At 63.8% G+C, this 13,361-nt stretch carries 11 protein-coding genes; 6 read left to right on the plus strand and 5 right to left on the minus strand.

What is annotated here, in order from left to right; all coding sequences use genetic code 11:
* Positions 1–10: 10 nt before the first annotated feature.
* Positions 11–985, plus strand: coding sequence for an HTH-type transcriptional regulator CysB (cysB, locus tag BGP85_RS00620; RefSeq protein ID WP_027593928.1), 975 nt, complete (start codon positions 11–13; stop codon positions 983–985).
* Between the two features lie 54 nt (positions 986–1,039).
* On the opposite strand, the gene BGP85_RS00625 is transcribed toward cysB, so the two are convergent.
* The 5 genes from BGP85_RS00625 to rloA form a co-directional block, all read right to left on the minus strand.
* On the minus strand, positions 1,040–1,774 hold the full coding sequence (locus BGP85_RS00625) for a phosphoadenylyl-sulfate reductase (protein WP_103448148.1): 735 nt from the start codon (positions 1,772–1,774) through the stop codon (positions 1,040–1,042).
* A 90-nt stretch (positions 1,775–1,864) separates the two neighbouring features.
* Positions 1,865–3,208 carry an aminodeoxychorismate synthase component I gene (gene pabB / locus BGP85_RS00630; RefSeq protein WP_103448147.1) on the minus strand — a complete coding sequence of 448 codons (1,344 nt, stop codon included), beginning with the start codon at positions 3,206–3,208 and terminating at the stop codon, positions 1,865–1,867.
* Between the two features lie 115 nt (positions 3,209–3,323).
* Positions 3,324–4,304: an alpha-L-glutamate ligase-like protein gene (locus BGP85_RS00635; protein ID WP_103448146.1), complete on the minus strand. Its 981-nt coding sequence runs from the start codon at positions 4,302–4,304 to the stop codon at positions 3,324–3,326.
* Positions 4,304–5,839 carry an osmotic stress tolerance membrane protein RloB gene (gene rloB / locus BGP85_RS00640; RefSeq protein WP_027919646.1) on the minus strand — a complete coding sequence of 512 codons (1,536 nt, stop codon included), beginning with the start codon at positions 5,837–5,839 and terminating at the stop codon, positions 4,304–4,306. Before rloB ends, BGP85_RS00635 begins: the two co-directional genes overlap by 1 nt.
* Positions 5,840–5,844: 5 nt before the next feature.
* Positions 5,845–6,381 (minus strand): retropepsin-like aspartic peptidase RloA, encoded by a 537-nt coding sequence (rloA, locus tag BGP85_RS00645; protein ID WP_027919647.1) that lies wholly within the window; start codon positions 6,379–6,381, stop codon positions 5,845–5,847.
* A 300-nt stretch (positions 6,382–6,681) separates the two neighbouring features.
* On the opposite strand from rloA, the gene BGP85_RS00650 reads away from it, so the two are divergent.
* The 5 genes from BGP85_RS00650 (at position 6,682) to prpF (ending at position 13,348) form a co-directional block, all read left to right on the plus strand.
* Positions 6,682–7,398, plus strand: a complete 717-nt coding sequence (locus BGP85_RS00650; RefSeq protein WP_103448145.1) for a GntR family transcriptional regulator — start codon at positions 6,682–6,684, stop codon at positions 7,396–7,398.
* Positions 7,395–8,285 (plus strand): methylisocitrate lyase, encoded by an 891-nt coding sequence (gene prpB, locus BGP85_RS00655; RefSeq protein ID WP_027919649.1) that lies wholly within the window; start codon positions 7,395–7,397, stop codon positions 8,283–8,285. Before BGP85_RS00650 ends, prpB begins: the two co-directional genes overlap by 4 nt.
* A gap of 62 nt (positions 8,286–8,347) precedes the next feature.
* Positions 8,348–9,475: a bifunctional 2-methylcitrate synthase/citrate synthase gene (gene prpC / locus BGP85_RS00660; protein WP_060483892.1), complete on the plus strand. Its 1,128-nt coding sequence runs from the start codon at positions 8,348–8,350 to the stop codon at positions 9,473–9,475.
* 80 nt (positions 9,476–9,555) lie between these two features.
* Positions 9,556–12,144: a Fe/S-dependent 2-methylisocitrate dehydratase AcnD gene (acnD, locus tag BGP85_RS00665; RefSeq protein ID WP_103448144.1), complete on the plus strand. Its 2,589-nt coding sequence runs from the start codon at positions 9,556–9,558 to the stop codon at positions 12,142–12,144.
* Between the two features lie 13 nt (positions 12,145–12,157).
* Positions 12,158–13,348: a 2-methylaconitate cis-trans isomerase PrpF gene (gene prpF / locus BGP85_RS00670; protein ID WP_103448143.1), complete on the plus strand. Its 1,191-nt coding sequence runs from the start codon at positions 12,158–12,160 to the stop codon at positions 13,346–13,348.
* The last annotated feature ends 13 nt before the right edge of the window (positions 13,349–13,361 follow it).

A 13,361-nucleotide genomic window follows, 5' to 3' on the forward strand; every position in this document is an offset into this window, starting at 1 on the left:
AGGGAAACCTATGAAGCTTCAACAACTGCGCTACATCTGGGAAGTGGCGCACCATGACCTCAACGTCTCCGCGACGGCGCAGAGCCTGTACACCTCGCAGCCGGGGATCAGCAAGCAGATCCGCCTGCTCGAGGACGAACTGGGTGTTGAAGTCTTTGCCCGCAGCGGCAAGCACCTGACCCGCGTAACCCCGGCCGGTGAGCGCATCATCAACACCGCTGGCGAGATCCTGCGCAAGGTCGAGAGCATCAAGCAGATCGCTCAGGAGTTCTCCAACGAGAAGAAGGGCACGCTGTCCATCGCCACCACCCACACTCAGGCACGCTATGCGCTGCCACCGGTGATCAGCAGCTTCATCAAGCAGTATCCGGAAGTGGCCTTGCACATGCATCAGGGCTCGCCCATGCAGATCGCGGAAATGGCGGCCGACGGCACCGTCGATTTCGCCATCGCCACCGAGGCGCTTGAGCTGTTCGGCGACCTGATCATGATGCCGTGCTACAAGTGGAATCGTTGTGTGGTGGTGCCGCAAGGTCACCCGCTGACCAAACTGCCGAAGCTGACCCTGGAAGCGGTTGCGGAATACCCGATCGTCACCTACGTGTTCGGTTTCACTGGCCGTTCGAAGCTGGACGAAGCCTTCAACCACCGTGGCCTGACGCCGAAAGTGGTGTTCACCGCTGCTGACGCCGACGTGATCAAGACGTATGTCCGCCTGGGGCTGGGCGTGGGCATCGTGGCCAAGATGGCAGTCGACACCAAGCTCGACAGCGACCTGGTGGCGTTGGATGCCAGCGAGCTGTTCGAAGCCAGCATCACCAAGATCGGCTTCCGCCGTGGTACCTTCCTGCGTGGCTTCATGTGCGATTTCATCGAGAAATTCGCACCCCACCTGACCCGTGAAGTGATGGCCAAGGCCATCCAGTGCCACAACAAGCAGGAACTCGAAGAGCTGTTCGAAGGCGTTGAGTTGCCGGTGCACTGAGTACGGCAGAAACGAAAAAACCGGCCCTTGGGCCGGTTTTTCTTTGCCTGCGAATCAGGCTTTGCTGATCAGGTTGCCGGCATGCAGCCCGCATTCCTTCTGGGTCGACTCTTCCCACCACCAGCGGCCTTCGCGCTCGTGCTGGTTCGGCAGCACTGGGCGCGTGCAAGGCTCGCAACCGATGCTGATGAAGCCGCGTTCGTGCAGGCTGTTGTACGGCAGTTCGAGCATGCGGATGTAACCCCACACTTCCTCGCTGGTCATCTGCGCCAGCGGGTTGAACTTGTACAGGGTGCGCTCGGGCGTGGAGAACGCGCCGTCGATTTCCAGCGCTGCCACCTGGCTGCGGGTGCCTGGGCTCTGGTCGCGACGCTGGCCTGTGGCCCAGGCACTGACGGTGGCGAGCTTGCGCCGCAGTGGTTCGATCTTGCGGATGCCGCAGCATTCGCCGTGGCCGTCCTTGTAGAAGCTGAACAGGCCTTTTTCCTTGACGAACGGGTCGAGCTTGGCGCGATCCGGGCTGAGGATTTCGATCGGCAGGTTGTACTGCTCGCGCACCTGGTCGATGAAACGGTAGGTCTCCGGGTGCAGGCGGCCGGTGTCGAGGCTGAATACCTTGACCTGCTTGTTCAGCTTCCAGGCCATGTCGACCAGCACCACATCCTCGGCGCCGCTGAAGGAGATCCACAGGTCGTCGCCAAAGTGCTCGAAGGCGAGCTTGAGGATGTCCTGCGGGGACTTGTTGGCATAGGTCGCGGCCAGGGCGGCGACGTCGAAGGGTTGGCTCATCAGGCGGTTTCCATCTTGGCTGTGGCGCTGTGCGCTCGTAATGGGGTGATGGTAACAAAAAATGGCGGGGTAGACGCCTGGCGATGAGCCTCAAAGGCTCTGCAGCGTTTCCATCAGCACCCGCACCTTGGCAATCGATTCCTCGTATTCGGCCTGCCAGTTCGAGTCGGCCACCACTGCGCCGCCGCCCCAGCAACTGACCTGACCATCCTTGACCAGCAGGCTGCGGATGGCGATGGAGCTGTCCATTTCGCCACGCACGTCCACGTACAGCAGCGAGCCGCAATACAGCGCGCGGCGGGTGGGTTCCAGTTCGTCGATGATCTGCATGGCGCGGATCTTCGGGGCACCGGTGATCGACCCGCCCGGGAAGCTGTCGCCGATCAGGTCCAGGGCGTCCTTGTCGCGGGCCAGCTGGCCGGTGACGCTGCTGACCAGGTGGTGGACGTTGGGGTAGCTTTCCAGGCTGAACAGCTCCGGCACCTTCACCGAGCCGATTTCGCAGGTGCGCCCCAGGTCGTTGCGCAGCAGGTCGACGATCATCAGGTTTTCCGAGCGGTCCTTGGCGCTGTGGCGCAGCTCTTCGGCATTGCGCGCGTCTTCGGCGGGGTCGGCCGAGCGCGGGCGGGTGCCCTTGATCGGGCGGGTTTCCACCTGGCCCTGGCTGACGCGGATGAAGCGCTCTGGGGAGAAACTCAGCAGTGCGCTGCCGTCTGCCAGCTGCTGGTAACCGGAGAATGGCGTCGGGCAGGCTTGGCGCAGGGCCTGGTAGGCGTGCCACGGGTCGCCGTGGCAGGGGGCGCGAAAGCGCTGGGTGAGGTTGATCTGGTAGCAGTCGCCGGCCTCGATGTAGCGCTGCACCTTATCGAAGGCGCCCTGGTACTGTTCGGGTTGCAGGTCGCCCTGCATCGGGGCAAGCAGCTGGAAATCGCCGAACGTAGAGGTGTCGACAGTCTCGAACAATGCCGTCAGGCGAAGCCGCTCTTCAGGCGCCAGGCTAGGGTGGAACACCAGTTGACTGGTGCCAAGCTGGTGGTCGGTCACCATTGCCCAGGCGTATAGGCCCAGCTGTGCATCGGGCAAAGCCAGGTCGTCGCTCGCAAGGCTGGGCAGCTGTTCCAGGCGGCGGCCGAAGTCGTAGCTCAGGTAGCCGATCAGGCCGCCGGCGAAGGGTAGCTCGATGCCGGCGGGCAGCTGTGCTTCACCGAGTTGCGCCAGGCTGGCACGCAGGCGTTCGAGAAAGGCGCGGCCGTCCTCTTCGGGCTGGGCCTGCAGGTGTTGCACGGGCCAGGCGCTGAGCAGGTCGAAGCGGCCGCGTTCGGCGCCGGGGCGGGCGCTGTCGAGCAGGATCGCGCCGGAGGCCTGGCGCAGGCGAGCGAAATAGGCAGCGGGGTCGGGCTGATAGGGCAGGGGGTGGAGCGTACAGGTCGGCATCAGTGTGGACGGCGATGTAAAAGCGAGGGAGCGATTGTAGACCTGTGTAGGAAATGCGCCTAGCACCAGGCGCGATATTAAACATTGCCTGGGGCTGCGCAGCAGCCCCAGGGGCTTAACGCGGATGCACGTGCCCGAACAGATTCTGGGTCACGCGTACGCGCTGCTCGGCGTCTTCGGTAATGCCTTCCTTGGCCAGCGCTTCGATGTGCGCTTCGATGGCATGGGTGCGCTGGGTCAGCCCGGTGTCGTTGGCGATCTGGATGTTCAGGCCGGGGCGGGCGTTGAGCTCGAGAATCAGCGGTCCCTTGTCCTGGTCCAGCACCATGTCCACGCCGATGTAGCCCAGCCCGCACAGCTCGTAGCAGCCGGCGGCCAGCTTCATGAAGCCGTCCCAGTTCGGCAATTGCACGCCGTCCACCGCGTTGGTGGTGTCCGGGTGCTTGCTGATGATGTTGTTCAGCCAGGTGCCGCGCAGGGTCACGCCGGTGGCCAGGTCCACACCCACGCCGATGGCGCCCTGGTGCAGGTTGGCCTTGCCGCCGGACTGGCGGGTCGGCAGGCGCAGCATGGCCATCACCGGGTAGCCCATCAGCACGATGATGCGGATGTCCGGCACGCCTTCGTAGCTGATGCTCTTGAAGATCTGGTCCGGGGTCACCCGGTACTCGATCAGCGCACGGTCGCGATGGCCGCCTAGCGAGTACAGGCCGGTGAGGATGCTCGACACCTGGTGCTCGATTTCCTCGTGGCTGATGATCTTTCCCGACACCGTGCGATAGCGGTCTTCGAAGCGGTCGGCGATCACCAGGATGCCGTCACCGCCGGCGCCCTGCGCCGGCTTGATGACGAAGTCGTTGCGCTCGCCGATGATCTCGTGAAGCTTTTCGATCTGCTTCTCGGTCTCGATGATGCCGTACATCTCTGGCACATGGATGCCAGCGGCGAGGGCACGCTCCTTGGTGATGATCTTGTCGTCGACGATCGGGTACAGGCTGCGCTTGTTGTACTTCAGTACATAGTCCGCGTTACGCCGGTTGATCCCCATGATGCCCCGGGCCTCCAGGGCTTTCCACGTCTTGAGCAGGCCGAACATCAGGCGTCAGCCTTCTTCAGGAATGCCTTGAAGCGCACGAGCTCGGTCAGGCGGTAGCCGCGGTAGCGACCCATTGCCAGCATGAAGCCCACCAGGATCAACAGCACGGCCGGGAAGGTGAAGACGAAGTACACCAGCTCCGGCACCATCATCAGCAGGTGCGCCAGGGAGGCGGCGAACAGGGTGCCGATCGCTACTTTCATGGCATGGCCACCACCGCGCTCTTCCCAGGTGATCGACAGACGTTCGATGGTCATGGTCAGGATCACCATCGGGAACAGCGCCACCGAAAGGCCGCGCTCCAGGCCCAGCTTGTGGCTGAACAGGCTGATGGCGGCAATCAGGACCACGACGAAGGTCAGCACCACCGACAGGCGCGGCAGCATTTGCAGCTTCAGGTGTTCCAGGTACGAGCGTAGCGACAGGCCCAGCGCGGTGATCACCGTGAACAGCACGATGCCGAAGCCCAGCTGGGTTTCGCGGAAGGCCAGGGCGATCAGCACCGGGGTGAAGGTACCCAGGGTCTGGATACCGATCAGGTTGCGCAGGATCAGGATCACCAGCACGCCGATCGGGATCATCACCATGATCATGAAGGTCTGTTGGGTCTGCAGTGGCAGGCCGTACAGCGAATATTCGAGGAAGTCGGCGTCGGTGTTCTCGTCGGTCAGCTTGGCCAGGCGGATGGCGTTCATCTCGCTGTTGTTCATGCTGAAGGTGACGTTGGCCTTCTTGCCGCCATCGACGGTGATCAGGTTGTCATCACCGGTCCACCACAGCAGGCGGTCGGCCGGCAGGCCCTGTTCGCCGGTGTCCGGGTTGAAGTACAGCCAGTCGTTGCCGTTGAAGCTGCGCAGCCACAGTTCAGGCGTTTGCGGGGTGTCGGCAACCAGCCGGATGGTGTGGACCTTTTCCATCGGCACGTGGGCAATCGACAGCAGCAGGTCGATGACCTGGGCCTTCTTCATCGGCGAAGTGTCGCCGGCCAGCAGCAGCTTGACGTTGTCGTCGTTGAGGTTGTTGACCCGCTTGATGGTCTCGCTGACGAAGGTCTCGACGTCGGCCGAGTGCTGGCGGATCGGTGCCATCAGGGCTTCTGCGGCGATCTTCTCGGGGCCGTCGATGGCCAGGCTGTCACGGAAGGTCGGGCCTTTGATGGCGGATTTTTCGTTGCTGTAGCGCTTGGTCAGCACCAGGCGGTAGTACAGGGTCTGGTTGCCGCTGACGCGGCGCGCCGACCAGGTCACTTTGCGGTTGCCATCCGCGCGGTTGACGCTGACGCCGTAGTTGTTGGAGATGAAGCTCTCGTTGAGGCTGACGTAGTCACGGTTCAGCGGCGGCACGAACATCTGGATCTTGACCGGGTCCTTGGAGCTGGCGACGAACTCGACCTTGGCGTCGATGTTCCACAAGTCGTCGGTCTCGTCCTCGGTCACCGGGATGCCGAGCACGAAGATCTGATAGGCCGTGACCGCCACGCCGAGCAGCACCAGCACGGTGATCAGGACTTTCAGATGGAGGGTAAGAGAGCGCATCGGGGTTACTCTGCTTTGGGAGCGTCGGTGGCACAGGCAGGTTTGCCGGCCGCGTATTTAAGGCTTGGGTCGACCAGCGCGTCGAAGTGCTTGAGCGCCTCGGAGCCGATCAGCAGCGGGAACTGGAAGGCGCTGCGGTCGGTGAGGTTGACTTCGATGGTGCGTCGGGCCTGGCCCATGCAGATTTCAAGTTCGATGACCGGACGGGCGGTGTAGGCCTTGCCGGATTCCGCATCATAGTCGCCAGCGCGGCGCTTGATCTTGCTCACGCGCGCCAGGGGGCGTTCGATGGGGTGCGAATGGGCGGCGTCGATGGCCAGGTAGAAGCGCACCCAGCTTTCGCCGTTGCGCTTGAAGCGCTTGATGTCGCGGGCACTGAGCGACGCGGTCTTGGCCCCGGTGTCGAGCTTGGCGGCCACTTCCAGGTCAAGGTCGCCGAGCCGGGCGTATTCGTTCAGACCGTACACGGTCTTGCCCGCCGCCTGGCCAAGGGCCGGCAGCAGGGTAAGGCATAACAGCAATAATACGGGTGTAAGTCTCATAGTCCTGGCGCGGTGCTGAGCTGTGCAGTGTTCGGGGGCAAAGGTGACTGGCAACGACTGCGCAAGCTTCCTCGTTCATCTGTCAACAACATGAATTGATGACAAATACACTATCGATACCCCGTTGAAGGCGCGGCATTCTATCACGCCGGCGTCTTGACGCCAGCGTGCCGCGATCTGACAACGCCATCACTGGGTAAGTTCGTTCTTAGACGATTGTCGACAATATTCATTTTGTCTTTGACTGCATGCCTGTGATTCGCTAGTTTCTGCTCAAGAGATTAGCAAGGTGTCGACAATATGCTGGACCTGACCACCCCGAGCCCCGTCGAGTCGGACGAAACGGAAACCTTGTCCGAGAATGTCTTCCGGCGCATCCAGGCGGCGATCGTAAAGGGCGACATCGCCCCAGGCAGCAAGATCTCCGAACCGGAGCTGGCGCGCACCTATGGCATCAGCCGCGGCCCGCTGCGCGAGGCCATCCATCGGCTGGAGGGCCAGCGTCTGCTGGTGCGCGTGCCGCATGTCGGCGCGCGGGTGGTGTCGCTCAACCACGCCGAGCTGATCGAACTCTACGAAATCCGCGAGTCACTGGAAGGCATGGCCTGCCGCCTGGCCGCCGAGCGCATGAGCCAGGCCGACATCGACGAGCTGCGCCGGGTGCTCGATACCCACGAGCGCGATGCCGCGTTCCAGGCCGGGCTTGGCTATTACCAGCAGGAAGGCGATTACGACTTCCATTACCGGATCATCCAGGGCAGCGGCAACCAGACCCTGGTCAAGATGCTCTGCGGCGAGCTGTACCAATTGGTGCGCATGTACCGCATCCAGTTTTCCGCCACGCCCAACCGGCCGCGCCAGGCCTTTGCCGAACACCACCGCATTCTCGATGCCATCGCCGACCGTGACGGCGAACTGGCCGAACTCCTGATGCGCCGCCACATCGGCGCGTCCAAGCGCAACATCGAGCGTCACTATCTGGACGCCAACAACAACAGCCCACGAGGTGAGAAATGACTGTGAAGAGCACCCCCGGTCAGCGTTTCCGCGACGCCGTTGCCGCCGAACATCCCCTGCAAGTGGTCGGCGCGATCAACGCCAACCATGCACTGCTGGCCAAGCGTGCCGGTTTCAAGGCCATCTACCTGTCCGGTGGCGGCGTTGCTGCCGGCTCCCTGGGCCTGCCTGACCTGGGCATCAGTGGCCTGGATGACGTGCTGACCGATGTGCGCCGCATCACCGACGTCTGCGACGTGCCGCTGCTGGTGGATGTCGACACCGGTTTCGGCGCCTCGGCCTTCAACGTTGCCCGCACCGTGCGCTCGATGTGCAAGTTCGGTGCTGCGGCTATCCACATCGAGGATCAGGTCGGCGCCAAGCGCTGCGGCCATCGCCCGAACAAGGAGATCGTCACCCAACAGGAGATGGTCGACCGCATCAAGGCAGCAGTGGACGCCCGCACCGATGACAGCTTCGTGATCATGGCGCGTACCGACGCCCTGGCGGTGGAAGGCCTGAACGCCGCCCTGGACCGGGCTGCCGCCTGCATCGAGGCTGGTGCCGACATGATCTTCCCGGAAGCCATCACCGAACTGTCGATGTACAAGACCTTCGCCGACCGGGTGCAAGCACCGATCCTGGCCAACATCACCGAATTCGGTGCCACGCCGCTGTACACCACCGAAGAGCTGGCCTCGGTCGACGTGTCGCTGGTGCTGTACCCGCTGTCGGCGTTCCGCGCCATGAACAAGGCGGCGGAGAACGTCTATACCGCACTGCGCCGCGACGGCACGCAGAAGAACGTGATCGACACCATGCAGACCCGCATGGAGCTCTACGATGCCATTGGTTATCACGCTTTCGAGCAGAGCCTCGACGCGCTGTTCGCGCAGAAGAAAGGTTGAGCGTACCGCTCCCGAATTAGCCAGATCGCTTCCTATAACAAGTTCAAGAAAGGAGAAACACCATGGCCGAAGCAAAAGTACTCAGTGGCGCTGGCCTGCGCGGCCAGGTGGCCGGCCAGACCGCACTGTCGACCGTGGGCCAGGCCGGTGCCGGCCTGACCTACCGTGGCTACGACGTCCGTGACCTGGCCGCCGGTGCCGAATTCGAAGAAGTCGCCTACCTGCTGCTGTACGGCGAGCTGCCAAGCAAGGCCGAACTGGCCGACTACAAGCGCAAGCTCAAGGGCCTGCGTGACCTGCCGCAGGCGCTGAAGGAAGTGCTCGAGCGCATCCCGCGCGATGCGCACCCGATGGACGTGATGCGCACCGGTTGCTCGGTGCTGGGTACCCTGGAGCCGGAGCTGACCTTCGACGCCCAGCGCGAGAAGACCGACCGCCTGCTAGCGCTGTTCCCGGCCGTGATGTGCTACTGGTACCGCTTCACCCACCACGGCGTGCGCATCGACTGCACCAGCGACGAAGACACCCTCGGCGGCCACTTCCTGCACCTGCTGCATGGCAAGAAGCCGAGCGAGCTGCACGTCAAGGTGATGAACGTGTCGCTGATCCTCTACGCCGAGCACGAGTTCAACGCCTCGACCTTTACCGCACGGGTCTGCGCCTCGACCCTGTCCGACCTGTATTCCTGTGTGACCGCTGCCATCGGTTCGCTGCGCGGCCCGCTGCACGGCGGCGCCAACGAAGCGGCAATGGAACTGATCGAGCGGTTCCAGAGCCCGCAGGAGGCCACCGCCGAACTGCTGCGCATGCTGGAGCGCAAGGACAAGATCATGGGCTTCGGCCACGCGATCTACAAAGAGTCCGACCCGCGCAACGAGGTGATCAAGGGCTGGTCGAAGCAGCTTGCCGACCAGGTGGGTGACACGGTCCTGTACCCGGTTTCCGAAGCCATCGACAAAACCATGTGGGAGCAGAAACGCCTGTTCCCCAACGCCGACTTCTACCATGCCTCGGCGTACCACTTCATGGGCATCCCGACCAAGCTGTTCACCCCGATCTTCGTCTGCTCGCGCCTGACTGGCTGGGCCGCGCACGTGTTCGAACAGCGCGCCAACAACCGCATCATCCGCCCGAGCGCCGAGTATGTCGGCGTCGAACAGCGCCAGTTCGTGCCGATCGAGCAGCGCTGATTAGATAAAGAGAGGCAACCCGCTTCCCGTGTGGAAGCGGGGGCAACCTTCCGAATCCTGTGACCGAGCCTGACTCCAAGATGAATACTGCATTCCGCAAGAACCTGCCAGGCACAGCCCTGGACTACTTCGATGCCCGCGCTGCCGTCGAGGCCATCAAGCCCGGTGCCTACGACAGCCTGCCGTATACCTCACGCGTGCTGGCCGAAAACCTGGTGCGCCGCTGCGACCCGGCCACCCTCGACGCCTCGCTGGGCCAGCTGATCGAGCGCAAGCGCGACCTCGACTTCCCATGGTTCCCGGCCCGCGTGGTGTGCCATGACATCCTCGGCCAGACCGCCCTGGTCGACCTCGCCGGCTTGCGTGATGCCATCGCCGACAAAGGCGGTGACCCGGCCCAGGTCAACCCGGTGGTGCCGGTGCAACTGATCGTCGACCACTCCCTGGCCGTGGAGTGCGGTGGCTTCGACCCACAGGCGTTCGAGAAGAACCGCGCCATCGAAGACCGTCGTAACGAAGACCGCTTCCATTTCATCAACTGGACCAAGAAGGCGTTCAAGAACGTCGACGTGATCCAGCCCGGCAACGGCATCATGCACCAGATCAACCTGGAGAAGATGTCGCCGGTCATCCACAGCGACCGCGGCGTGGCCTACCCGGACACCTGCGTCGGCACCGACAGCCACACTCCGCATGTCGACGCCCTGGGCGTGATCGCCATCGGTGTCGGCGGCCTGGAAGCCGAAAACGTCATGCTGGGCCGCGCCTCGTGGATGCGCCTGCCGGAAATCGTCGGCGTCGAGCTGACCGGCAAGCTGGCACCGAACATCACCGCCACCGACCTGGTGCTGGCCCTCACCGAGTTCCTGCGCAAGCAGAAAGTCGTCGGCGCCTACCTCGAGTTCCATGGCGAAGGCGCCCGCGCCTTGACCCTGGGCGACCGCGCCACGATCTCCAACATGGCCCCGGAATACGGCGCCACCGCTGCGATGTTCGCCATCGATCAGCAGACCATCGACTACCTCAAGCTGACCGGGCGCGATGATCAGCAGGTGCAGCTGGTGGAAACCTACGCCAAGGTTGCCGGCCTGTGGGCCGACAGCCTGGCCAAGGCCGAATACGAACGTACCCTGAGCTTCGACCTGTCGAGCGTGGTGCGCAACATGGCCGGCCCGTCCAACCCGCACGCCCGCGTCGCTACCAGCGACCTGGCGGCCAAGGGCATCGCTGGCGCCTGGGAAGAAGTGCCGGGGCAGATGCCCGACGGCGCGGTGATCATCGCCGCCATCACCAGCTGCACCAACACCAGCAACCCGCGCAACGTGATTGCCGCCGGCCTCCTGGCGCGCAACGCGAACAAGCTCGGCCTCAACCGCAAGCCGTGGGTCAAGTCGTCGCTGGCACCCGGCTCCAAGGCCGTGCAGCTATACCTGGAAGAAGCGGGGCTGGAAAAGGAGCTGGAGCAACTGGGCTTCGGCATCGTCGCCTTCGCCTGCACCACCTGCAATGGCATGTCCGGCGCACTGGACCCGGTGATCCAGCAGGAAATCATCGACCGTGACCTGTACGCCACCGCCGTGCTGTCGGGCAACCGCAACTTCGACGGGCGTATCCACCCTTACGCCAAGCAGGCGTTCCTCGCCTCGCCGCCGCTGGTGGTGGCCTACGCGATTGCCGGCACCATCCGCTTCGACATCGAAAAGGACGTGCTGGGCGTGGTCGACGGCAAGGAAATCCGCCTCAAGGACATCTGGCCGAGCGACGAGGAAATCGATGCAGTCGTGCGGGCAGCGGTGAAGCCGGAGCAGTTCCGCAAGGTCTATATCCCGATGTTCGCCATCGAGGAAGACCGCGGGCCGAAAGTCGCGCCGCTGTACGAATGGCGCCCGATGAGCACCTATATCCGCCGCCCGCCTTACTGGGAAGGGGCCTTGGCCGGTGAACGCACACTGCGTGGCATGCGCCCGCTGGCGGTGCTGCCGGACAACATCACCACCGACCACCTGTCGCCGTCCAACGCCATCCTGCTCGACAGCGCTGCGGGTGAATACCTGGCGAAGATGGGCCTGCCGGAGGAGGACTTCAACTCCTACGCCACCCACCGTGGTGACCACCTGACCGCGCAGCGCGCCACCTTCGCCAACCCCAAGCTGTTCAACGAAATGGTGCGCAAGGACGACGGCAGCGTGAAGCAAGGCTCGCTGGCGCGCATCGAGCCGGAAGGCAAGGTCACCCGCATGTGGGAGGCCATCGAAACCTACATGGAGCGCAAGCAGCCGCTGATCATCGTTGCCGGTGGCGACTATGGCCAGGGCTCGTCCCGTGACTGGGCGGCCAAGGGCGTGCGCCTGGCCGGTGTCGAGGCGATCGTCGCCGAGGGCTTCGAGCGCATTCACCGCACCAACCTGGTGGGCATGGGCGTGTTGCCGCTGGAGTTCAAGCCGGGCACCGACCGCAAGACCCTCGGCCTGGATGGCAGCGAGACCTATGACGTGCTCGGCCAGCGCAAGCCACGGGCGACGCTGACTCTGGTGGTCACGCGGCGCAATGGCGAGCGAGTCGAAGTGCCGGTCACCTGCCGCCTGGACACTGCTGAAGAAGTGTCGATCTATGAGGCGGGCGGGGTGCTGCAGCGCTTTGCCCAGGACTTCCTCGAAGCGACCGCTTGAACAGGACTTGAACATGGCACATGTAGCGCAAGTGAGAATCCCCGCCACGTACATCCGTGGCGGTACCAGCAAGGGCGTGTTCTTCCGCCTGCAAGACCTGCCGGAAGTGGCCCAGGTCCCAGGTCCGGCGCGCGACGCCTTGCTGTTGCGGGTGATCGGCAGCCCCGACCCTTATGCCAAGCAGATCGACGGCATGGGCGGCGCCACTTCGAGCACCAGCAAGACGGTGATCCTGTCGAAGAGCATCAAGCCCGGGCACGATGTCGATTACCTGTTCGGCCAGGTCGCCATCGACAAGGCCTTCGTCGACTGGAGCGGCAACTGCGGCAACCTGTCTGCCGCAGTCGGCTCGTTCGCCATCAGCAACGGCCTGGTCGATCCGGCGCGCATTCCGCGCAACGGCATCGCCACCGTGCGCATCTGGCAGGCCAACATTGGCAAGACCATCATCGCCCATGTACCGATCACCGAAGGCGAAGTGCAGGAAACCGGCGACTTCGAACTGGACGGCGTGACTTTCCCGGCCGCCGAAGTGCAGCTGGAGTTCCTTGACCCGGCCGCCGACGAGGATGGCGATGGTGGGGCGATGTTCCCCACCGGCAACCTGGTGGACGACCTGGAAGTGCCGGGTGTCGGCACCTTCAAGGCGACCTTGATCAACGCTGGCATCCCGACCGTGTTCGTCAATGCCGCCGACATCGGTTACACCGGTACCGAATTGCAGGATGCGATCAACGGCGACCCACAGGCGCTGCTGCGTTTCGAGACCATCCGCGCCTATGGCGCCGTGCGCATGGGCCTGATCGAGCATGTCGACCAGGCTGCCGGGCGTCAGCACACGCCGAAGGTGGCTTTCGTTGCCCCGCCGAGCACCTACACTGCGTCCAGTGGCAAGGCGGTTGCGGCTGGTGACATCGACCTGCTGGTGCGTGCGTTGTCCATGGGCAAGCTGCACCACGCGATGATGGGTACCGCGGCCGTGGCCATCGGTACCGCCGCGGCCATTCCAGGCACCTTGGTCAACCTCGCTGCGGGCGGGGGTGAGCGCAGTGCCGTGCGTTTCGGTCATCCGTCCGGCACCTTGCGGGTCGGGGCCGAGGCGCGCCAGGTGGATGGCCAGTGGACGGTGACCAAGGCAATCATGAGCCGCAGTGCTCGCGTGCTGATGGAGGGCTGGGTTCGCGTGCCTGGCGATAGCTTCTAACGCACCACTGGCG

This window comes from Pseudomonas putida (assembly GCF_002906855.1).
Taxonomy (GTDB): Bacteria; Pseudomonadota; Gammaproteobacteria; order Pseudomonadales; family Pseudomonadaceae; genus Aquipseudomonas; species Aquipseudomonas putida_N.